At 61.8% G+C, this 23,055-nt stretch carries 17 protein-coding genes; 16 read left to right on the forward strand and 1 reads right to left on the reverse strand.

All coding sequences use genetic code 11. The features are described from left to right. Positions 1 to 24: 24 nt before the first annotated feature. The 16 genes from infB (at position 25) to AACH39_RS00930 (ending at position 20,954) form a co-directional block, all read left to right on the forward strand. Positions 25 to 2,832: a translation initiation factor IF-2 gene (gene infB / locus AACH39_RS00855; RefSeq protein WP_215776701.1), complete on the forward strand. Its 2,808-nt coding sequence runs from the start codon at positions 25 to 27 to the stop codon at positions 2,830 to 2,832. Between the two features lie 100 nt (positions 2,833 to 2,932). Further along, the gene (gene rbfA / locus AACH39_RS00860) at positions 2,933 to 3,337 is read left to right on the forward strand and encodes a 30S ribosome-binding factor RbfA (protein ID WP_215776699.1); all 405 of its coding nucleotides are present in this window, start codon (positions 2,933 to 2,935) and stop codon (positions 3,335 to 3,337) included. After that, positions 3,334 to 4,251, forward strand: a complete 918-nt coding sequence (gene truB, locus AACH39_RS00865) for a tRNA pseudouridine(55) synthase TruB (protein WP_338620697.1) — start codon at positions 3,334 to 3,336, stop codon at positions 4,249 to 4,251. Before rbfA ends, truB begins: the two co-directional genes overlap by 4 nt. 113 nt (positions 4,252 to 4,364) lie before the next feature. Continuing rightward, the gene (rpsO, locus tag AACH39_RS00870; protein ID WP_215776695.1) at positions 4,365 to 4,634 is read left to right on the forward strand and encodes a 30S ribosomal protein S15; all 270 of its coding nucleotides are present in this window, start codon (positions 4,365 to 4,367) and stop codon (positions 4,632 to 4,634) included. A 204-nt stretch (positions 4,635 to 4,838) separates the two neighbouring features. Continuing rightward, positions 4,839 to 6,986, forward strand: a complete 2,148-nt coding sequence (pnp, locus tag AACH39_RS00875) for a polyribonucleotide nucleotidyltransferase (protein WP_215776693.1) — start codon at positions 4,839 to 4,841, stop codon at positions 6,984 to 6,986. 136 nt (positions 6,987 to 7,122) lie between these two features. After that, positions 7,123 to 9,255: a hypothetical protein gene (locus AACH39_RS00880; protein WP_338620698.1), complete on the forward strand. Its 2,133-nt coding sequence runs from the start codon at positions 7,123 to 7,125 to the stop codon at positions 9,253 to 9,255. Between the two features lie 208 nt (positions 9,256 to 9,463). After that, entirely contained in the window at positions 9,464 to 10,669 is a 1,206-nt protein-coding gene (locus AACH39_RS00885) for an aspartate aminotransferase family protein (RefSeq protein WP_215776688.1), read from the forward strand. A 95-nt stretch (positions 10,670 to 10,764) separates the two neighbouring features. Next, positions 10,765 to 11,784 carry an arginine/ornithine succinyltransferase subunit alpha gene (gene aruF / locus AACH39_RS00890; RefSeq protein ID WP_215776686.1) on the forward strand — a complete coding sequence of 340 codons (1,020 nt, stop codon included), beginning with the start codon at positions 10,765 to 10,767 and terminating at the stop codon, positions 11,782 to 11,784. A gap of 61 nt (positions 11,785 to 11,845) precedes the next feature. Beyond that, entirely contained in the window at positions 11,846 to 12,883 is a 1,038-nt protein-coding gene (gene astA, locus AACH39_RS00895) for an arginine N-succinyltransferase (RefSeq protein ID WP_215776684.1), read from the forward strand. 618 nt (positions 12,884 to 13,501) lie between these two features. Beyond that, positions 13,502 to 14,431 (forward strand): branched-chain amino acid ABC transporter permease, encoded by a 930-nt coding sequence (locus tag AACH39_RS00900; RefSeq protein ID WP_215776683.1) that lies wholly within the window; start codon positions 13,502 to 13,504, stop codon positions 14,429 to 14,431. 13 nt (positions 14,432 to 14,444) lie between these two features. Continuing rightward, positions 14,445 to 15,527 carry an ABC transporter ATP-binding protein gene (locus tag AACH39_RS00905; RefSeq protein ID WP_215776682.1) on the forward strand — a complete coding sequence of 361 codons (1,083 nt, stop codon included), beginning with the start codon at positions 14,445 to 14,447 and terminating at the stop codon, positions 15,525 to 15,527. 3 nt (positions 15,528 to 15,530) lie between these two features. Continuing rightward, a complete protein-coding gene (locus AACH39_RS00910; protein WP_215776681.1) occupies positions 15,531 to 16,301 on the forward strand; it encodes an ABC transporter ATP-binding protein in 771 nt (256 codons plus the stop codon). After that, entirely contained in the window at positions 16,298 to 17,008 is a 711-nt protein-coding gene (locus AACH39_RS00915; RefSeq protein WP_215776680.1) for an ABC transporter ATP-binding protein, read from the forward strand. The genes AACH39_RS00910 and AACH39_RS00915 overlap by 4 nt, the downstream gene beginning before the upstream one ends. 15 nt (positions 17,009 to 17,023) lie before the next feature. Continuing rightward, complete coding sequence (locus tag AACH39_RS00920) at positions 17,024 to 17,779, forward strand: YdcF family protein (protein WP_215776679.1); 756 nt, start codon at positions 17,024 to 17,026, stop codon at positions 17,777 to 17,779. A gap of 34 nt (positions 17,780 to 17,813) precedes the next feature. Continuing rightward, positions 17,814 to 18,584 carry a molybdopterin-binding protein gene (locus tag AACH39_RS00925; RefSeq protein WP_215776678.1) on the forward strand — a complete coding sequence of 257 codons (771 nt, stop codon included), beginning with the start codon at positions 17,814 to 17,816 and terminating at the stop codon, positions 18,582 to 18,584. Between the two features lie 210 nt (positions 18,585 to 18,794). Next, positions 18,795 to 20,954 carry an anthranilate synthase component I gene (locus AACH39_RS00930; protein ID WP_338620699.1) on the forward strand — a complete coding sequence of 720 codons (2,160 nt, stop codon included), beginning with the start codon at positions 18,795 to 18,797 and terminating at the stop codon, positions 20,952 to 20,954. A 488-nt stretch (positions 20,955 to 21,442) separates the two neighbouring features. On the opposite strand, the gene AACH39_RS00935 is transcribed toward AACH39_RS00930, so the two are convergent. Continuing rightward, positions 21,443 to 22,792, reverse strand: a complete 1,350-nt coding sequence (locus AACH39_RS00935) for an HD-GYP domain-containing protein (protein ID WP_215776675.1) — start codon at positions 22,790 to 22,792, stop codon at positions 21,443 to 21,445. Positions 22,793 to 23,055 lie beyond the last annotated feature (263 nt).

Consider the following 23,055-nt stretch of genomic DNA (forward strand, 5'->3'; position numbering starts at 1 on the left):
CAACCGACGAATTTGGGAAAACGCATGGTATTGACGAATGTAAAGCAATTTGCCAGTGAACTGGGTCTGACCCCCGAGCGCCTGCAGGAACAACTGCGCGCAGCCGGGGTGGGTGACCGTTCGCTGGACGCAACCCTGACGGAAAAAGACAAGACACAGCTGCTGGATTACCTCAAGCGCTCCCATGGTGTGCGCGACGAAAGCCGCATCACCGTGACACGCAAGCAGACCAGCGAAATCCGTACCGCTGGCGGGACCGTCAAGGTCGAGACCCGCAAGAAGCGCGTGGTCGTCCGTCCGGAAGAAGCCGAGCCGGTCGCACCGGCTGCCGCCGTTGCCGCCGCACCGGTTGCCGAGGCCAAGCCGGAACCGAAACCCGAGCCGAAGCCGGAGCCCAAGCCCGAACCGAAGCCGGAACCGAAGCCGGAGCCCAAGGTTGAGCCCAAGCCGGAACCGAAGCCGGAGCCAAAGCCCGAGCCCAAGGCGGAAACCCCCGCCGAGCCGGTGCGCGCAGTCCGTCCGACCCCGGCATCCATCCTGTCGCCGGAAGAAATCGCTGCCCGTGAAGCGGAAGAGAAGCGCCAGATCGCTTTCCGTGAGCGTCAGGCTGCGCTGATGAAAGAAAAAATCGAGCGTGAAGAGCGCCGTGCTGCGGCGGCCCGTCAGGCGCAACAGCAGGCCGCCGCGCCCGCGCCGGTTGCTGCTCGTCCTGCCGCCGAAGCCGGCGCCGAGCCGCGCCGTACCGACGCTGCCCGTCCGGCCCGTCCGGCAGGCCAGGGCGCCCCTGGCGGTGCCCGTCCGGGTCAGAACAACGGCCCGCGCAGCGGCGCTCCGCGCCCGGCCGGCGCCGCACCGGCTGCTGCCGGTCAGCCTGCCAATCCGAGCGCCGGTCCGCGTTCGCCGGACAAGAAGCCCGCTTCTGCCGGCAAGAAGGACCGCTGGGACGACAAGAGCAAGGGTGGTCGCGGTCTGAAGGTGCGTGGCGGTGATGCCAGCAACGACTGGAAGTCCAAGAAGGGTGGCCGCAACAAGCATCAGGGCCAGCATGCCTTCCAGGCGCCGACCGAGCCGATCGTGCATGAAGTGCTGGTGCCGGAAACCATTTCCGTCGCTGACCTGGCGCACCGCATGGCCGTCAAGGCTGCCGAAGTGATCAAGATCCTGATGAAGATGGGCATGATGGTGACCATCAACCAGGTTCTGGATCAGGAAACCGCGCTGATCGTGGTCGAAGAGATGGGCCACAAGGGCAAGGCTGCCCAGGCCGATGATCCGGAAGCCTTCCTGGAAGTCACCGAAGGCAGCGCGGTCGAAGTCGTCAAGCTGCCGCGTCCGCCGGTCGTGACCGTCATGGGTCACGTCGACCACGGCAAGACCTCGCTGCTGGACTACATCCGCCGCGCCAAGGTGGCTGCCGGTGAAGCCGGTGGCATTACCCAGCACATTGGTGCCTACCACGTCGAAACCTCGCGTGGCGTCATCACCTTCCTCGACACCCCGGGTCACGAAGCGTTTACCGCCATGCGTGCCCGTGGTGCCAAGGCGACGGACATCGTGGTCCTGGTGGTCGCAGCCGACGACGGCGTGATGCCGCAGACCATCGAAGCCATTCACCATGCCAAGGCTGCCGGTGTGCCGATCGTCGTGGCGGTGAACAAGATCGACAAGCAGGGCGCCAACCCGGAACGCATCCGTCAGGAACTGGTTGCCCAGGAAGTCGTGCCGGAAGACTGGGGTGGCGATACCCAGTTCATCGAAGTGTCCGCCAAGCAGGGCACCAACATCGATGCGCTGCTGGAAGCCATCCTGCTGCAGGCCGAAGTACTGGAACTGACCGCCGCCCAGGATGCGCCGGCCAAGGGCGTGATCGTCGAGGCCCGTCTCGACAAGGGTCGCGGTCCGGTGGCGACCTTCCTGGTGCAGTCCGGCACCCTGAAGAAGGGTGACATTCTGCTGGCCGGCACGGCTTTCGGTCGCGTTCGCGCCATGATCGACGAAGCCGGCAAGTCGGTGGATGAAGCCGGTCCTTCGATTCCGGTCGAAATCCTCGGTCTGTCCGATGTGCCGTCCGCCGGTGAAGACGCCATGGTACTGGCCGACGAAAAGAAGGCGCGCGAAATCGCCCTGTTCCGTCAGGGCAAGTTCCGCGACGTACGTCTGGCCAAGCAGCAGGCTGCCAAGCTGGAAAACATGTTTGCCCAGATGGCCGAAGGCGAAGTTCGTTCGTTGTCGCTGATCATCAAGGCCGACGTGCAGGGTTCCTACGAAGCCCTGGCACAGAGCCTGCAGAAGCTGTCCACCGACGAAGTGCGCGTCAACATCCTGCACTCCGGCGTGGGTGGCATCACCGAATCGGACATCAACCTGGCCATTGCCTCCAAGGCCATCGTGATCGGCTTCAACACCCGCTCCGATGCGGCAGCACGCAAGCTGGCCGAAGCCGAAGGCGTCGATATCCGCTACTACAGCATCATTTACGATGCCGTGGACGAAGTGAAGGCAGCCCTGTCCGGCATGCTGGCACCGGAGAAGCGCGAACAGATCCTGGGTACCGCCGAGATCCGTCAGGTCATCAACGTCTCCAAGGTTGGCAACATTGCCGGCTGCATGGTGACCGATGGCTTGATCAAGCGTCACGCCCAGTACCGCCTGATCCGCGACAACGTCGTGGTCCACTCGGGCGAACTCGACTCGCTGCGTCGCTTCAAGGATGACGTGAAGGAAGTCAAGCAGGGTTACGAGTGTGGCCTGATGATGAAGAACTTCAACGACATCCACGAGGGTGACGTACTGGAAGCCTTCGAAATCGTCGAAGTGGCACGTACGCTGTAATCCGGTCGATACGTCCGAAGGCCCGTCTGGCGTCAGCGTTAGGCGGGCCTTGTTTTTCGCGGCGGGCAAGTATGGCGCCTGCCGCCTGAGGAGAAGTGACATGGCAAAAGCCAAACGCGGGTTCGCCCGCACTGATCGCGTAGCCGAACAGATCCGCAAGGAAATGGCCGAGCTGCTGCAAAAAGGTCTGAAAGACCCCCGTGCCGGCTGGATCACCCTGACCACCGTCGAAGTGACCCGCGACTATTCGCACGCCAAGATCTACTACACCGTGATGGACGAAAAGACCCGCGAGGTCACCGCCGAAGCCCTGCGCCACGCCGCCGGCTACCTGCGCGGCGAACTCGGTCGTCGCCTGTCGATCTTCACCACGCCACAACTGCAGTTCGTCTACGACGACTCCATCGAGCGCGGCGTGCGCATGAGCCGCCTGATCGACGAAGTCAACGAAAAAGACCGCATCCCTGCCCGGGAAGAGGGTGACAGCGAGAGCGAAGCCGAATGACCCAGGTGCGTCGCGTCAAACGCAATATCGATGGCGTGCTGCTGCTGGACAAGCCGTATGAAATCAGCAGCAACGGTGCGCTGCAGAAGGCCCGCTGGCTGTACAGCGCTGCCAAGGGTGGCCACACCGGCGTGCTCGATCCGCTGGCCACCGGTCTGCTGCCGCTGTGCTTCGGCGAGGCCACCAAGTTTTGTTCCTACCTGCTGGATGCCGACAAGGCCTACCGTGCCACCGTGCGCTTCGGCCAGGTGACCACCACCGGCGACATCGAAGGCGAAGTGGTGCGCGAACGGCCCGTCACCTTCGATCGCGAGCAACTCCTTGCCGCCATGCAGGCTTTTGTCGGCGAGATCGACCAGGTGCCGCCGATGTACTCGGCGCTCAAGTACCAGGGCAAGGCGCTGTACGAATATGCCCGTGAAGGGGTCGAAATCGAGCGCAAGGCCCGTCGCGTGACCATTCACAGCCTGACCCTGCAATCCTTCGATGGTCTCGAAGCGGTGATGGACGTGGTCTGCAGCAAGGGGACCTACGTGCGCACCCTGGCCCAGGACATCGGCGAGCGCCTCGATGCCGGTGCCCACCTGACCGGCCTGCGCCGCACGGCCACAGCGGGTTTCCGGCTGGCAGACGCCATCACCCTGGACCAGCTGGAAGCCCTCGACCTGCCCGGGCGCGATGCCCTGTTGCTGCCTGCTGACGTGCTGGTACAACACTTGCCGGCCATTTCGCTGGATGAAAAGCAGTCGGCGCGCTTTTGTCATGGCCAGGCCGTGCGCATTGACGAAAAGTGTGAGACAATGCTGCGCTTCCGGGTTTACCGACAGGAAACTCGGAAATTTCTCGGTCTGGCCGATGCGCAAGCTGATGGCATGCTGCAACCAGTCAGACTGATGGCGTTCAACGCCGAATGAGAAGGGCGCCGCAAGGCACCCTTCGTGAACGAAGCATGGATGGGTTTCGGCTTGCCGATGCTCGCCTCGCTTGTCGGGCACCTGCCCCAAACCGCAATTGGAGTAACACCGTAATGGCAATGACCGCTGAACAAAAAGCAGCAATCGTTAAAGACTTCCAGCACAAGGAAGGCGACACCGGCTCGAGCGAAGTACAAATCGCCCTGCTGACCGCTCGCATCAACGATCTGACCCCGCACTTCAAGGCCAACACCAAGGATCACCACAGCCGTCGTGGCCTGTTGAAAATGGTTAGCCGCCGCCGTCGCCTTCTGGATTACCTGAAGGGTACCGACGCGGATGCCTACCGCGCCCTGATTGCCCGTCTGGGTCTGCGCAAGTAATACGCAGCAAGGAAAAAGTCGCAGCTGGTCTGCGACTTTTTTCTAACTGTTGCCGGTTTGACCCTCACGCCCGGCGGCATCGCAACCAAGTCACACAAGCAGCAACGGGGGGAGCCTCTAGTCATGATTGTCCTGACGGGCTGTCATCACTAGGGGTTCCCGTTGCACCACGCGATCCGCAGGCACAACAGAAAAGGAACCGCCGTGTTCAAGAAAATCGAAAAGACCTTCCAGCTGGGCAACCAGACCGTCAAGCTGGAAACCGGTGAAGTGGCCCGCCAGGCTTCCGGCGCCGTCATCGTCTCCGTTGAAGAAACCGTCGTCATGGTGGCCGTGGTCGGCTCCAAGAACGTCAAGCCGGGCCAGGACTTCTTCCCGCTGACCGTTGACTACCTCGAGCGAACCTACGCTGCCGGCAAGATTCCGGGCGGCTTCTTCAAGCGCGAAGGCAAGCAGTCCGAGAAGGAAGTCCTGACCAGCCGCCTGATCGACCGTCCGATCCGTCCGCTGTTCCCGGAAGGCTTCTACCATGACGTGCAGATCGTCGCCACCGTCCTGTCGCTGAACCCCGAAGTGGATTCCGACATCCCGGCGATGATCGGTGCTTCCGCTGCCCTGGCCATCTCCGGCCTGCCGTTCAACGGCCCGATCGGTGCCGTACGCGTCGGTTATGCCGATGGCCAGTACCTGCTCAACCCGACCAAGACCGAACTGCAAACCTCGCAAATGGATCTGGTGGTCGCCGGTACCGAACGTGCCGTGCTGATGGTTGAATCCGAAGCCAAGGAACTGCCTGAGGCCGTCATGCTGGGGGCCGTGGTCTTCGGTCACGAGCAGATGCAGACCGCCATCCGCGCCATCAACGAATTCGCTGACGAAGTCAACCCGGTGATGTGGGACTGGCAGCCGGCAGCGCGTGACGAAGCCCTGGTGGCCCAGATCCGCGACATCGCCGGTGCCAAGCTGGCCGAGGCCTTCCGCCTGCGTCAGAAGCAAGCCCGCACCCAGGCCATCGACGAAGCCTGGGCTGCCGTCAAGGCCGCGCTGATCAACGAAGAAACCGACACCCTGAAGGCCAATGAAATCAAGGGCATCTTCAAGGGGATGGAAGCCGAAATCGTTCGTGGCCAGATCCTGGCCGGCGAGCCGCGTATCGATGGTCGCGATACCCGCACCGTGCGTCCGATCGCCATCAAGACCGGCGTGCTGCCGCGTACCCACGGCTCGGCGCTGTTCACCCGCGGTGAAACCCAGGCCCTGGTCGTGACCACGCTGGGCACCAAGCAGGACGAGCAGATCATCGACGCGCTGGCCGGTGAATACACCGAACGCTTCATGCTGCATTACAACTTCCCGCCGTACTCCACCGGTGAAGCCGGCCGCATGGGCCCGCCCAAGCGCCGTGAAATCGGCCACGGTCGTCTGGCCAAGCGCGCCCTGGTGGCCGTGCTGCCGCCGGAAACCGAATTCGGTTACTCGATGCGCGTGGTCTCGGAAATCACCGAGTCCAACGGCTCCTCCTCGATGGCTTCGGTCTGCGGTGGCTGCCTGTCGCTGCTGTCCGCCGGTGTGCCGCTGACCGCCCACGTGGCCGGCATCGCCATGGGTCTGATCCTCGAAGGCAACCGCTTCGCCGTGCTGACCGACATCCTGGGTGACGAAGATCACCTGGGCGACATGGACTTCAAGGTGGCCGGTACCGCTAACGGCGTGACCGCACTGCAGATGGACATCAAGATTCAGGGCATCACCAAGGAAATCATGCAGGTCGCGCTCGACCAGGCCAAGGAAGGCCGCCTGCACATCCTGGGTCTGATGAAGGATGCCGTCGGCGGTGTACAAGAGCTGTCCACCTACGCACCGCGCCTGTTCACCATGAAGATCAACCCGGACAAGATCCGCGAAGTCATCGGCAAGGGTGGTGAAACCATCCGTTCGATCACCAAGGATACCGGTACCGAGATCAACATCGAGGAAGACGGCACCATCACCATCGCTTCCGTGACGCAGGAAGGCGCAGACGCTGCCCGCAAGCGCATCGAAGAAATCACCGTCGAAGTCGAAGTGGGCAAGGCCTACGAAGGCACCGTGGTCAAGATCCTCGACAACAACGTCGGCGCCATCGTCTCCATCCTGCCGGGCAAGGACGGTCTGGTGCACATCTCGCAAATCGCTCACGAGCGCATCAAGAATGTGTCCGACTACCTGAAGGAAGGCCAGGTCGTACGCGTCAAGGCGATCGAGCAGGACGATCGCGGCCGTATCCGCCTGTCGATCAAGGCCCTGCTGGAAGAAGAAGCCAAGGCTGCTCAGGCCACGGCCGAATCCTTCGGCCTCAAGACCAGCGAATAAGCCGTTTCGCCGTCGCACAAAAAACCCGCCCGTTCTGGCGGGTTTTTTCTTGCCGTCAGGGGGGTTTCGGAGCGCTCTGATAGGGTAAAGCCAGCTGTCAGAAAACAATGCTTTCTCTTGTTGACAAGGAGAAAGCATGTCTTTCAAAAGAAGCAAAATCGCTCTGGCTTGTGCCGCCGCCTGCGCTATGTTGCAAGCAACGGCAGCCCAGGCTGGCAGCATGACGGATGTGTCCAGCGCAGATGGTCCGCTCACACCGACTGCAATCGCAGGCAACGGTTCGATGATCGTGGGCACCGTCGAAACCGCACCGTCCGACAACAGCCTGTTTGTCTGGACCGCCGACACGGGCGTACGCAATCTTGGCTCGCTCGGCATGGGGCTGGTCACCGATGTGGTGCTCTCGGATGACGGACACTATGCCGCTGGTTCCGGGCTGGATGCCGTCGCCCGCGAGAAGGCCTTCCGGGTGAATACCACCACCGGTGCTTTCGAGGATCTCGGTTCATTCGGCAGTACCATGATGGTCAGCGGTATCTCGAAGACGGGTGCTGTCGTCGTCGGGTCGGGCTACATTCCTGGCGATACCGTGCATGGTTTCTATTCGGTCAATGGCGCCCCGGTTCAGGATATGGGCACGCTGGTGGCGGGCGGGGCCTCGCACGTCAATGCCGTAGCGGCGGATGGCAATATGATTGTCGGTGATGCGACCGTTGCCTCCTCTGCCACGCACGCTACCGTGGCCATCCCTTACAGTCCTACCAGCTACGGCGCATGGCGTGATCTGGGGACGCTGGGTGGAACCAACTCGACCGCCATGGCGGTCTCGGATGGCTTTAGCGGTAACTACGTTATTGCCGGCGAATCTGACGATGCATTTGGTAATAACCATGTCTTCAGGATAGATGGCTCTGGTCCGATGGAAGATATCGGCACCCTGGGCGGCGATAACGTCACCTTCGTCGGCATGTCCGGAACGGGCAACCAGATGACCGGCACCTCCGAGATGGCTGATGGCAGCAAGCACGCCTATCGCTATGACAGCACCCTGCTGATGCAGGATCTGGGTACCCTGGGTGGCACCAACTCTGAAGCCACAGCGATCTCGCACGATGGCAGCACCGTCGTCGGCTACAGTGATACTGGCGCCGGTACGGTTCATGCCTTCCGCTCGGTTGACGGCGCGACCATGAACGACCTGGGCACCCTGGGTGGCGATACGTCTACCGCGCTCGCGGTGTCGGATGATGGTCGTATCGTCAGCGGTACCTCCACCACCGCCGGTGGCGACAGCCACATGTTCGTCTGGAAGGCATCGGCTACCGATCCATCCTCGGGTGGCGGCCACATGATCGACGTCGACAACACCCTGAGCGCCATGGGCACCAGCGCCCAGCGCCAGCAAGTGCTGCTCGATACCGCGGCCAGCCAGCTGGACGGCTTGCTGGGCAGTGGTTGTGGCAGTGAAGTGATCGGCCAGCTGTGCCTGGGCATCCAGGGCGGCTACCGTGGGGGCAATGGCGAGCAGGTGAGCGATGGTCTGGCGACGCTGGGCTACCGTCTCGACAGTCAGTGGCAGCTGGGCATGAGCGTCGACAGCAGCCTGCAGCAAACGCTGCCGGGGCAGTACCAGACCCACGGCAATACCATCCCGTCCCTTGGTGCCTATGCCAACTTCCAGCAACAGCGTGATGGCGAAGGCTTCTCGGCCCGTATGGCGCTGGCCTGGAGCCGTCTGGATCTGGACATGACCCGTGATCTGGCGGAGAACACCGAAGCCGGCACCGGCAGCGCCCGCCTGACCGGCAAGGCCGCCAGCCTGCTGGCCAGCTATCGCCTGCGCCATGGCGCCGGCTCGCTGGCCCCCTACGGTGGTCTGCAATACACCTCGATCGAGCGTTCGGCCTATGACGAAGCCAGCGGCGGTGAATTCCTCGCCGGCTACGACGCCTTCCAGCGTCGTGCGACGGCTGCCGTCCTCGGCCTGCGCACCGAGCATCCGTTCGGCGACAAGTGGAGCCTGAGCACCAACCTTGGCGTGGACCATGACCTGAATCGTGCCGACAGCCAGTTTGCTGCTGATATCGATGTGCTGGGCCGTTACCAGAGCAACGCCGACGATGCCAAGCGCACTCGTCTGCACAGCGAGCTGACGGTGAATTACAGCATGGACAAGGCCACCCGCCTGCAGGCCCAGACCTTCTGGGGGCAACAGGCCTATGGCAATGCCGTCAATGGCGTGCGCTTCGGCATGACTCACCAGTTCTGATCAAGTCGTCATCCAGGGGGCCCGGTCTTTCATTGTGCATGGCAAGCACAATGAAAGACCGGGCCCCCTTCTGTTTGCTGTTCTCCGGAAAAATCCTCTCGCGAGCGGCCTTTTTTCCTGCATCGGGGTTAAAATGAGTGGCTGCAGGCGCTCATTCCGTCTGCATGCCATCTTCTCCCTGACTGACTTTAGCCATAAAGGATGATCCATGACCCAGACAGTTTCACGCGCCACGTTCGACCAGGTAATGGTCCCGTCTTACGCTCCGGCCGGCTTTGTGCCGGTGCGAGGTAGCGGTTCGCGCGTGTGGGACCAGGAGGGGCGGGAGTATATCGACTTTGCCGGCGGGATCGCCGTCAACGCGCTGGGTCACTGTCATCCTGAAATGGTGGCTGCGCTGACCGAGCAGGCCGGCAAGCTGTGGCATATCTCCAATCTGTTTACCAATGAGCCCGTGCTGCGACTGGCCGCCTTGCTGACCGGGCTGACCTTTGCCGATCGCGCGTTTTTCTGCAATTCCGGTGCCGAAGCCAATGAAGCGGCACTCAAGCTGGCGCGCAAGTACGCCTGCGACCAGGGGCACAGCCACAAGCAGCGCATCATTGCCTGCCTCAACAGTTTCCACGGGCGCACCCTGTTTACCGTCAGCGTCGGCGGTCAGGCCAAATACCGCGAAGGTTTCGCCCCTCTGCCGCCTGCCATTGATCATGTTCCTTACAACGACATCGCCGCTCTGGCTGCCGCCATGGGCGATGATGTCTGTGCCGTGATCATCGAACCGATTCAGGGGGAGGGTGGGGTTGTGCCGGCCGATCCGGCCTATCTGCAGGCTGCACGCGAGCTGTGTGATCGCCATCAGGCCCTGCTGGTCTTCGACGAGGTGCAAAGCGGCATGGGGCGCACCGGTTCGCTGTATGCCTACATGGACTACGGCATCACCCCGGACATCCTGACCTCGGCCAAGGCGCTGGGTGGCGGCTTCCCCATTGGTGCCATGCTGACCCGCGCGCACGTTGCCGCCAGCTTTACCCCCGGCACCCACGGGACCACTTATGGCGGCAACCCGCTGGCCAGCGCCGTGGCGCTGTGTGCCGTCGGCATCATCAGCCGTCCCGAAGTGCTGGCCGGGGTCAGGGCGCGTCACCAGCAACTGCTGGCCGGGCTGCAGGCCCTCAATCAGACCCGCCAGGTGTTTGCCGATATCCGCGGCAAGGGCCTGCTGCTGGGGTGCGAACTGCAAGGCCCGCTGGCCGGTCGTGCCCGGGATGTGCTGACCGCCGCGGAGAAGCAGGGGCTGATGCTGTTGCAGGCTGGCCCTGGCGTGCTGCGTTTCGCCCCCTCTTTGCTGATCGAAGCACAGGACATCGAGCAGGGGCTGCAACGCCTGACTGCCGCACTGGATAGCTTGCTGTAAGTGCCCGCCCGGCGGGCATGGCATATCGACTTTGAACTGGGTCCAATCCTGGCGCGGACGCGAGTCCGCTGCCAGAACGTAACGGGAGTGACACCATGCTGACCGTCCGACCTGTCCGCATCGCGGATTTGCCGGTCATTGAACGTCTGGCCTACGACAGTGGTATCGGCGTGACCAGCTTGCCGGCCGACCGCGATCGGCTGTTTGATCGTATTCAGCGCTCGGTCTCGTCCTTCGAGCACGAGGCCACTGCCGGCGCCGGCTACGAGTACTACGCCTTTGTGCTGGAGAACGATGGCCAGGTCGTCGGTACCGCCGCCCTGGCTTCGGCGGCGGGCTTTGATGAGCCTTTCTACAGCTACCGCAACGAGATCTTCGTGCATGCCTCCAGAACCTTGCGCGTGCATAACCGCGTGCATGTGCTCAATCTGTGTCACGATCTGACCGGCATGGTGCAGCTGTGCGGCTTCCACGTTGATCCGCAGTTCAATCAGCTGGGCGCCGAGCTGCTGTCGCGTGCCCGGCTGATGTTCGTTGCCGGCCAGCGCCTGCGATTTGGCAAACGCATCATTGCCGAGATGCAGGGCTTGCATGACGAGGCCGGTCAGTCGCCGTTCTGGAATGCCATCGGTCGCATTTTCTTCGACATGGATTTCCCCCAGGTCGAACAGGCCTTCATCAGCCACAGCAAGTCTTTTATTGCCGAGCTGATGCCTAACTACCCGATCTATGTCCCCTTGTTGCCCGACGATGCACAGGATGCCATCAGCCAGGTTCATCCCCGCTCCGAGCGCACCTGCCAGATCCTGTCGCGCGAGGGCTTCGAAATGGATCAGTACATCGATATCTTCGACGGCGGTGCTGTCCTGACCGCCGAAATTGACCGCCTGCACACCCTGCAGCACTCACGGCTGTATCGCATCGAGCAGGTCGGCAGCCAGCCGGCAGGTGCCAAGGTGCGCCTGGTCAGCAACGAGCGTTGCGCCAATTATGTGGCGGCACTGGCGCCCAGCGTGCTGGCGGACGGCGTGGTGCAGCTGGAGGCCGATGCCATCGAGGCACTGGGCGTGAGCGCCGGGACCTGGGTCCGCGTCGCCGAGTTGCAACTGGGGTGAAACCGGTCGGGCCTGCGCAGACAGGGCGGGCCCGCCAAAGCCAAATCGGGAATAGACAATCATGATGATCATCCGACCTATCGCACGCGGCGATCTGGATCGCTTCATGGCCCTGGCCAAAGAGGCCGGTGTGGGCATGACTTCGCTGCCGGCCGACGAGCATTGCCTGGCCGAGCGCATTGAGCGCTCGGTCAAATCCTTCGCCGGAGAACTGCCCCAGGTCGAGCAGGGCTATATCTTCGTGCTGGAAGACACGGTGCGCGGGACCATTGCCGGCACTTGCGCCCTGGAAGCCGCCGTCGGTCTCAAGACGCCCTGGTACAACTACCGTATCGGTACCGTGGTGCACGCCTCGGAAGAGCTCGGGGTCTACAAGCGCCACGATGCGCTGTTTCTGTCCAACGACCATACCGGCTTTTCCGAGTTGTGCAGCCTGTTCATGCATCCGGAGTACCGCGCCAACCGCAATGGTTCCCTGCTGTCCAAAAGTCGCCTGCTGTTCATGGCGCAGTTCCCCGACCTGTTCAGCGACGTGGTGGTGGCCGAGCTGCGCGGCGTTTCCGATGCCAGGGGCTCTTCGCCATTCTGGGAGGGACTGGGGCGCCACTTCTTCTCGATGGACTTCTCGCATGCCGATTACCTCACCGGCCTGGGTGAAAAGACCTTTGTCGCCGAGTTGATGCCCAAGCACCCGATCTATATCGAGATGCTGCCCGATGCGGCCCAGGCGGTGATCCGCCAGCCTCATGCTGATACCCGGCCGGCGCTGGAAATGCTGCGTGCTGAAGGCTTCCGCTGCGAGGGCTATGTCGACATCTTTGATGGTGGCCCGACCGTACAGGCCTATCGTCGGGAGATCCGCGCCGTGCGCGACAGCCAGCTGAGGTCGGTGAATCTGGTCGAACAGGCTGTTGAGCAAGGGGAACGGTTGTTGGTGTGCAATACCGACTTTGCCGGCTTCCGGGCGATCCTGGTCTATGGCGATGCCGCCGCAGCCAGTGTATCGCTCAGTGCGGTGCAGTACGACGCACTGGGCCTGGAGGAGGGGGGCAAAGTGCGCTGCGTCAGCCTCTCGCCGCGCGCACAAACCCCGGGTTGATGTCTGAGAGACATCCCGATGACATGATGCATGGCAATAACTGCGTCATGGCTGGCTGACATGCTCCAGGCATGAATATTCCATCTGCAGGCCGCACCTTGGTGCGGCCTTTTGTTTTGTGTACTTGTATTTTGTATACAAGCGAATCTTGTACCGATCTGTTCTCTGGCGGATTTTCGTTTGCGAACAATGATTGCACCAAACGGCGTGACAGACAGGGTGAATTATTCCATTTCCAACAAAATGGCGGATATTTTGCCCCCTTAAAATGTCTTCATATCAATGGTTTCTGATATACAAAACATCTGGCGATGTGGGTGTTTTGTGCGATAAAAATCCAATAAATTCAAAGACATGCAAAAATCAAAAATAGTTTCGAAAAATGTGCCATTTAACCAATTGTTAAGATTGACAGTTTATTGAGCGCGCAAGCATAATCCGAACGACTGTCGGACAGAACACAATAAACGACAGCATGCGGTGCCAGTGTCGGATTGCATGGATGGCGGGGCAAGGTAACGGGAAAAAAACCACCCTGCAGGACATGGAAGACCGACACGGAGGACGGTGCACAACACTGTCTGCCGCCGGGATAAATAGAACAAGGAGATTTCCCTCGTGGACATTTTTCTGCAGCAGATCCTCAACGGGCTGGTGCTGGGCAGCATTTACGCCCTCATTGCCCTCGGCTACACCATGGTGTACGGGATCATGGGCCTGATCAACTTCGCCCACGGCGAAGTGGTGATGTTCGGCGCCATGGTGACCATCACCGTCATCAGCACACTGGTCGGCGCCGGCATCAATCTGCCGGGACCGATTCTGGTGATCATCGGTCTCCTGATCGCCATTCCTGCTTGTATGCTGATCGGCTTCACCATCGAACGGATTGCCTACCGGCCGCTGCGGGGCGCGCCGAGACTGGCGCCGCTGATCACCGCCATCGGCCTGTCTATCTGCTTGCAGCAGGTGGCCATCCTGATCTGGGGGCGCAACTACATTCCGTTCCCGCCCATCCTCAACCATGACGTCATCTCCATCTTCGGCGCCAGCATCACCAAGTTGCAGATCGTGATCATCGCCCTGTGCCTGGCGATCATGGTCGGTCTGCTGCTCATGGTCGAGAAAACCAAGCTTGGCCGCGCCATGCGCGCCACCAGCCAGAACCCGGCTGTGGCCGGCCTGATGGGCGTCAACGTCAACAGCATCATCTCCGCCACCTTCGTCATCGGCTCCGGCCTCGGCGCCGTGGCTGGTGTGATGGTTGCCACCAACTACGATCAGGCTCACTACTACATGGGCTACATGATCGGTATGAAGGCCTTTACCGCAGCGGTGCTGGGCGGCATCGGCAACCTGGGCGGGGCGGTACTGGGCGGGATTTTGCTCGGCATCATCGAAAGCCTGGGGGCTGGCTATATCGGCGACCTGACCGGTGGCTTCATGGGCAGTAACTACCAGGACGTCTTCGCCTTCGTCGTCCTGATCCTGGTACTGATCTTCCGTCCATCCGGCCTGCTGGGTGAAAAACTGGCCGATCGCGCCTGATCAGGAGAACACCATGAACAACACCATTCGCAACAAGCTGGGTATCTACATCGCCAGTGCCATCGTGCTGGCCGTGTTGCCCTTCGTGGTCGGCGGCTTCCTCGGCAACTCCTGGGTGCGCATCGTCGACTTCGCCCTGCTGTACATCATGCTGGCCCTCGGCCTGAACATTGTGGTGGGCTTTGCCGGCCTGCTCGACATGGGCTACATCGCCTTCTATGCCGTCGGCGCCTACAGCTATGGTCTGATGAGCTCGCCGCAGTTCGGCCTGCACTGGCCGTTCTATGTCACCATCCCGCTGGGCGCGGTGTTTGCCGCCTGCTTCGGCCTGATGCTCGGCACCCCGGTGCTGCGCCTCAAGGGTGACTACCTGGCCATCGTGACCCTCGGCTTCGGTGAGATCATTCGTATCTTCATGAATAACCTCAACCAGCCGATCAATATCACCAATGGCCCGCAAGGCGTGAACCTGATCGACCCGATCCATCTTGGCGGCTTCACCCTGGGCAAGACCCTGGAAATCGGCGGCCTGTCCTTCCCGGTGGTTTACCTGCACTACTATCTGTTCCTGTTCCTGTCGGTCGCCGTGGTCATCATGGCCACCCGCCTGCAGCACTCGCGCATCGGTCGTGCCTGGGTCGCCCTGCGAGAGGACGACGTGGCCGCCGCCGCGATGGGTATCAACATCCGCAACATCAAGCTGCTGGCCTTTGCCCTCGGCGCCTTGTCCGGCGGTATCGCCGGCGGCCTGTTTGCCTCGTTCCAGGGCTTCATTTCGCCCGAATCCTTCGGCCTGATGGAATCGATCATGATTCTGGCCATGGTGGTGCTGGGCGGCATGGGGCATATCCCGGGTGTGGTACTGGGGGCCGTGGTGCTGACCATCGCGCCGGAAATCCTGCGCGATACCATCGGACCGCTGCAAATGAATACCTTCGGACGCATGATCGTCGATCCGGAAAATGCCCGCCAATTGCTGTTTGGTCTGGCACTGGTGGTGATGATGCTGGTACGTCCGGCCGGGATGTGGCCTTCCAAGCGCCGCGCACTCGAGTTTTCCGATGCCAAGGCCAAGGCCAGGGTACAGAAGGGGTAAATCATGGCAGAAGCTTTGCTGAAAATTGAAGGCATCAACAAACGATTCGGTGGTCTGCACGCCCTGTCCGGCGTCAGCCTGGAAATTCCTCGCGGTGCGATCTACGGCCTGATTGGCCCGAACGGCGCCGGCAAGACCACACTGTTCAACGTACTGACCGGCCTGTACATGCCCGACGAAGGCAAGTTCGACTTCGACGGCCATGACCTGTTCCGCGCCAAGCCGCACAAAGTGGTAGCAGCCGGTATTGCCCGTACCTTCCAGAACATCCGGCTGTTTGCCGAAATGACCGCACTGGAAAACGTCATGGTGGGCCGCCATATCAAGAGCCGTGCCGGTGCGCTGGGCGCGGTGCTGCGTGATCCGCGCACCCGGGCCGAAGAAGCCGCCATTCGTGAAAAGGCCTGGGAGCTGCTTGAGTATGTCGGTATCGCCGATGTGGCCGAAGAACGGGCACGCAACCTGTCCTACGGCCACCAGCGCCGGCTGGAAATCGCCCGCGCTCTGGCGACCGAGCCCAAGTTGCTGGCGCTGGACGAACCGGCGGCCGGCATGAACCCGCGCGAAACCGACGACCTCAAGCAACTGATGAGCAAGATCCGTGACGGCGGCGTCACCATCCTGCTGATCGAGCACGATGTCAAACTGGTGATGGGCCTGTGCGATCGCATCGCCGTGCTCGACTATGGCAAGCGCATCGCTGAAGGGGTGCCCGAAGAGGTACGCAAGAACCCGAAAGTGATCGAAGCCTACCTGGGGGTGCCACAAGAATGAATCTCTTGGAAGTTAAAAATCTGCAAGTGGCCTACGGCGGCATCCAGGCCGTCAAGGGGATCGATTTTCACATCAAGCAGGGTGAGCTGGTCACTTTGATCGGCGCCAACGGTGCCGGCAAGACCACCACCCTCAAGACCCTGATCGGCATGGTCAAGAAGAGTGGCGGCAGCATCGAGTTTGAAGGCAAGGACTGTGCCGCCATTCATTCCCACGACTTTGTGCGGCATGGCCTGGTGATGGTGCCGGAAGGGCGCGGCATCTTCCCCAAACTGACCGTCGAAGAAAACCTGCTGATGGGGGCTTACATCCGTAACGACAAAGCGCAGATCCAGGATGAACTGGTTCGCATCTACGACCTGTTCCCGCGGCTGAAGGAACGTTGCAAGCAGCTGGCGGGCACCCTGTCCGGTGGTGAGCAGCAGATGGTGGCCATGGGACGTGCCATGCTGTCCAAGCCGAAGCTGTTGCTGCTGGATGAGCCTTCCATGGGGCTGGCACCGATCATCGTGCAAAAGATCTTCGAAATCATCCAGATGGTGGCGGCCGAAGGGGTCACCATGCTGCTGGTGGAGCAGAACGCCCGCCTGGCGCTGGAAGTCAGTCAGCGCGGCTATGTCATGGAAAGTGGCAAGATCACCATCGGTGGCGATGCCCGCGAGCTGCTCGACGATGAGCGCGTGCGCAACGCCTATCTCGGTGAGTAGGGTAGTAAGCAAGCAATGAGCGCAACGTTCAGCCCCGTCGTCCTGATCCATCAGGCCGCCGGGGCTCTTTTACTCCCGCCCCTGTGCCTCCTCTGGCTGGCCCTGCTCGGGCTGTGGTTCAGGCGCCGCTGGCTGGTGGGCCTGGCCCTGGCCGGCATTTACCTGCTGGCGACCCCGCAAGTGGCCTGGTGGCTGACCCGCCCGCTGGAACCGGTGGTGGCGTCACCCGGCGCCCTGCAGACCATTGATGCCATCGTGGTCCTCGGCGGTGGCAAAGACTTCGCGCCCGAGTACGGTGATGAAGAGCTCTCGTCCGACTCGTTGCTGCGTGTGCGCTATGCCAGCTGGCTGGCCAAGCAACTCGGCAAGCCGCTGCTGGTGACCGGCGGTTCGCCGCTGGGTGGCGAACCCGAGGCTGTCGTGATGGCCCGAACCCTGCAGCGTGACTACCACCTCGACGTACGCTGGGCAGAGAGCCGTGCCAACACCACCGAAGAGAATGCCCGCTACAGCGCTCCCTTGCTTAAGGCGGCCGGCGTGCAGCGTATCGCGCTGGTCTCCAATGCCTGGCACCTGCGCCGGGCACGCGCCCTGTTTGTGCGCCAGGGGTTTGACGTGCTGTCGGCACCGACAGGCTTGAGCCATCCGTCTCCCAGTGCCCTGATCAACTGGTTGCCCAGCGGTACTGCCCAGCGACAGAGCTGGATTGCGCTGCGCGAGTGGGTCGGCATCGCCTGGATGAATTTGCATGCCAATGGGGCAGGCGAGTAGCATCAGCCATTCAAATATACTCAGGGAGCGTCTCATGGATGTCGGTGCCATCATCATCGGTGACGAATTATTGTCCGGCAAACGCAGCGATAAGCATCTGCCTGCCCTGATCCGCCTCCTCGCCGCCCGTGGCATGAAACTCGCCTGGGCCGATTACCTTGGCGACGATCCGCTGCGCATTCAGGCCGCCCTGACACGCGCCTTCGGCAGCGGCGACCTGGTGTTCAGCTTCGGCGGCATTGGCGCCACCCCGGACGACTTCACCCGCGCCTGTGCCGCTGCCGCCTGCGGCCAGCCGCTTGAGTTGCATCCCGAGGCCAAAATCCTGCTGGAGCAGCGCTTCGGTGCCGATGCCTACCCGCACCGCATCCAGATGGGGTACTTTCCGCAAGGCGCGCGGCTGATCCTCAATCCGGTCAATCAGGTGCCCGGCTTCTCGGTCGCGGACGTTCACTTCGTGCCGGGCTTTCCGGCCATGGCCTGGCCGATGATCGAGTCCGTTCTGGATCGTGATTACCGCCACCTGTTCAGTGACCAGCCGGATGTTGACCGCACCCTGATTGCCCTCGAGGCGCGTGAAGGCGATCTGATCGACCTGATGCAGGATTTCGTCCGCCGTTACCCGGCGCTGCGCCTGTCCAGCCTGCCCAGTTTCGGCAACCAGCGCATCAGCCAGATGCACATCGAATTCGGCTTCAACGGCAAGGCCGCCCTGGCCGAAATGGCGCTGGCCGAATTCGCTGCTGCCCTGAAGGCGCGTGGCTACACGTTGCTCGACAGTGTCACGGCGCCGCGTGCCGAATGAGGGATCGGAAAATACCTCTTTACCAGCAGGGCATGCCCTGATAGATTATTCCGCATGAATAGCAAATTTCTTACACAAGGCTGGTGGTGGCTCGACTGATCGAGCGGCCTGCCTGTGTCTGAAACCCAACCAAGCCGCCCGGAAGTTTCGAGCGGCTTTGTCTTGCCTGTCCCCCGCCGAAATCTCCGGGCGCCAACCCCGGAGAAACTCATGCAAGAAGTCAGTTACTGCACCCAGGGCGGCATCGAAGTGCTGCGCCAGACCGAAGAATGTGCCTACCCACAGGCGGGCCGCGCGCTGGTCGAGGCGCTGAATCAGTCGCGTGGTGTCTGGTTCTCTTCCCGCTTTGAATTTCCCGGGCGTTACACCCGCTGGGATATGGGTTTCGTTAATCCGCCTCTGGTGCTGACCACCCGTGGCAGAACTTTTCGTCTTGAGGCCCTCAACGCGCGTGGTCAGGCTCTGCTGCCCGGGCTGGCTGCCATGCTGGCAGATGAGCCGGCGCTGAGTCAGTTGCAGCAAGACGAGCAGACGCTGAGTGGCCAGATTCTGCCGGCCGGCGAGGATTTCAGCGAAGAGCTGCGCAGCCGGCAACCCTCGGCTTTCAGTCTGGTGCGCGCCCTGAGCCGTCTGTTCGCCAGCCCGCAAGACAGTGATCTCGGTCTGTATGGGGCCTTCGGCTACGACCTGGTGTTCCAGTTCGAGCCGATGACGCTGCGCTTGCCCCGGGCTGATGATCAGCGCGATCTGGTCCTGTATCTGCCCGACGAACTGCTGCTGGTGGACCACATGCAACAACGTGCCCGTACCGTGCGTTATGACTTCAGCCTGCAGGGGGGGCGCACCCACGGCCTGCCGCGCCTGGGGGCCGCTGCCCCGTACCACTCCCTGGCCAGCCAGACCCCGGCGGCCTGCGACCATGCCCCCGGCGAATATGCTGCCCAGGTCGAACGCGCACGACAGGCCTTTGCCCGCGGCGATCTGTTTGAAGTGGTGCTGGGCCAATTGTTTGCCGAGCCCTGCAGCGAACAGCCCGGCGTGCTGTTCGACCGGCTGCAGGCCAGCAACCCGGCACCGTATGGCGCCCTGATGAACCTGGGGGAGGGCGAGTTTCTGGTCGCGGCCTCGCCGGAGATGTTTGTGCGCGTCGAAGGCCAGCGTGTCGAGACCTGTCCGATCAGCGGGACCATTGCCCGTGGTCAGGACGCCCTGCAAGATGCCGCCCAGATTCGTACCTTGCTCAACTCCGGCAAGGACGAGTCGGAGCTCACCATGTGTACCGACGTTGATCGCAACGACAAGTCACGCGTTTGTCAGCCGGGCTCGGTGCGCGTCATCGGTCGGCGTCAGATCGAGATGTACTCGCGCCTGATCCATACCGTCGATCACGTCGAAGGCCTGCTGCGCCCAGAGTTCGACGCGCTGGATGCCTTTCTCAGCCATGCCTGGGCCGTGACCGTCACCGGTGCCCCCAAGCGCTCGGCCATTGCCTTCATCGAGGCCCACGAACACTCGCCCCGCCGCTGGTACGGTGGTGCCATCGGACGCCTGACCTTCGACGGCAACATGAACACCGGCCTGACGCTGCGTACCCTGCGCCTCAAGGATGGTGTGGCCGAAGTACGTGCCGGAGCCACATTGCTGTACGACAGTGATGCCGCGGCGGAGGACGCCGAGTGCCACCTCAAGGCCTCGGCCCAGCGTGCCATCCTGCGTCCTGCCGTCACCGCCAGTCTCGCGACCGGGGCGGTGTCCCTGCCGGGTGCCGGCAAGCAGGTACTGCTGATCGATCATGAAGATTCCTTCGTGCATACCCTGGCCGGCTACCTGCGTGTGTCCGGCGCCGAAGTGCACACCCTGCGTGCGCCGCTGGCTCGTCAGCAACTGGCCCAGGGCCTGCGTCCCGACCTGGTGCTGTTGTCGCCGGGGCCGGGCAGACCGGAGGACTTTGCCATGCGCCAGACACTGGAAATCCTGATCGGCCTGTCGATTCCGGTGTTTGGTGTCTGCCTTGGTCTGCAGGGCATGGTGGAGTATTTCGGAGGTCGGCTGGGCCAGTTGCCGCTGCCGGTGCACGGCAAGCCCTCGCCGGTCAGCCGGCTGGGCGGCCGCCTGCTAGCGGACTTGCCAGAGCGCTTCGAGGTGGGGCGCTACCATTCGCTGTATGCCGACCCGGCACACTTGCCGACCTGCCTGCAGGTCACTGCCCGCAGCGAGGATGGTGTGATCATGGCCATTGAGCACCACCAGCTGCCGCTGGCCGCCGTGCAGTTCCACCCCGAGTCGATCATGACACTCGGGGTGGGGCAGGCCTTGATGAATGCGGTGATGGCGAAGCTGGCGGCAACCGGTGAGGGCGCATGCTTGTAGGGCGTGCTCTTGTAAGGCGCACTCTTGTAAGGCGCACTCTTCAAGTGCGCCATCATCCGGTATGGCATCGGTGCATTGCATCGGTGCATTGCATTGGTGCATTGCCTCCGGCGAATGCACCCTACGCGAATGCACCCTACGCGTATGCACCGGTCGAAAATGCGCTCATCCGTAGGGCGCAATCTTCAATTGCGCCATCATCCGGTATGGCATTGGCGCATGGCATCGGTGCATTGCCTCCGGCGAATGCACCCTACGCGAATGCACCCTGCGCGTATGCACCGGTCGACAATGCGCCCATTCGTAGGGCGCAATCTTCAATTGCGCCATCATCCGGTATGGCATTGGCGCATGGCATCGGTGCATTGCATTGGTGCATTGCCTCCGGCGAATGCACCCTACGCGAATGCACCCTACGCGAATGCACCCTACGCGAATGCACCCTACGCGAATGCACCCTACGTGAATGCACCCTACGTGAATGCACCTTATGCGGCTAATGCGCCTTCCTGTCTCAGGACGGTTTCCAGCGCGTCAAAACAAACCGGATCGATGGCGCTGTTCAGGTTGGATCGCATGATCTCTAGTGTTTTGTCGACCGGGGTGGCCGGGTGGTAGGGCCGTTCGGCGTTGATGGCGTCAAAGATATCGGCGGTGGTGATAATGCGGGTTTCCAGCGCGATCTGTGCCGCCTTTAGCCCTTTGGGATATCCGCTGCCATCCAGCTTTTCGTGATGGGCACCCGCCACTTGGGCCAGTTCGGCAAACTGGGTGATACGCCGCAGGATATCTTCGGTAAAGCCGGCGTGACGCTGTACTGCCGCCCATTCTTCCGCATCCAGTCGTCCGGGCTTGTCGAGGATAGTGTTGCTGACCCCCAGCTTGCCGACGTCATGCAGCAGGGCGCCGCGCTTCAGCCACCGCCGACGCGTCTCGTCCATGCCCAGCTCGGCGGCGATGCAGTCGGCGTAATGGCCTACTCGCTGGCTGTGACCCGCGGTAAATGGGCTTTTCGAGTCGACCACCCGGCCAAAGCCATCGGCGATTTCGTCCAGATAGTCCTCGTCCAGTGGCACCGTGCAATGGGCCGGTTCCAGCGCCAGCACTGCCGAATCGATGTCCTCGGCCTCCAGCTGCTGCCAGAACGCGTCATCCCTGGCCAGGCCCTGGGCCACTTTCACCAGGGCGGGATCCAGCCAGCCCCCGGCTCGCGCCGTGACCTCCGCCAGTGCGGCCTCCCGGCCATGGGTAATGTTGAACACATCCAGCACTTGGGACAGCAGGGCAATACGGGCATTGAGCGGGATGGCCTCACCCTGAAGACCCAGTGGCCGACCCGAGCCATCCCAGTGTTCATCCAGCGACTGAATGCCGCGGGCGACCTGTTCGTTGAAGCGCAACTGCCGGGCAATATCGGCGCCTCGGTGGCAGCGGGTATTGATCAGCTCATCGGCCATCTGCTTGCCGTGCCGCAGTACATTGAGAATGGATTTCACCCGTTGGGGCCAATTGCCGGCATGAGTGCCGGTATGGTTGAAGACGAAATTCAACATCTGCGGCAGATTGGCCCCCACCATTTTGAACGCTTGTTTGAAGTGACGATCATCCGTCAAATACAACTCGCAAATGCGAGAAGCGTTACTGCTGCAACCCAGGTCTTTCAGCAGGATGGCGTAATAGAGCTCCCACTTTTGTTGCTCGTCCAGGCCGATTGCGGCACCGATGTGCATGCCAATCCAGCAACTGCGGATGCAATGGCCTTCAGGCTGCCCTTCGGTAATGTCGAGGGCGTAACTGAGCGAGCTGATCAGTTCTGACAGTTTCAGGCTGGTGGTCATGGAGAATCCATCGGTTGCGATATCCTGTCAGCATGGTGGAATTTCATGAAAAATAAAAGTGAGTTGCAAATGGTGCATTGCATTGGTGCATTGCATTGGTGCATTGCATCGGCGCATTGCCTCCGGCGAATGCACCCTACGTGAATGCACCCTACGCGAATGCACCCTACGTGAATGCACCGGTCGAAAATGCGCTCATCCGTAGGGCGCAATCTTCAATTGCGCCATCATCCGGTATGGCATCGGCGCATTGCATCGGGCGA

It is taken from the genome of Paludibacterium flexuosum (genome assembly GCF_037076605.1).
Lineage (GTDB): Bacteria > Pseudomonadota > Gammaproteobacteria > Burkholderiales > Chromobacteriaceae > Paludibacterium.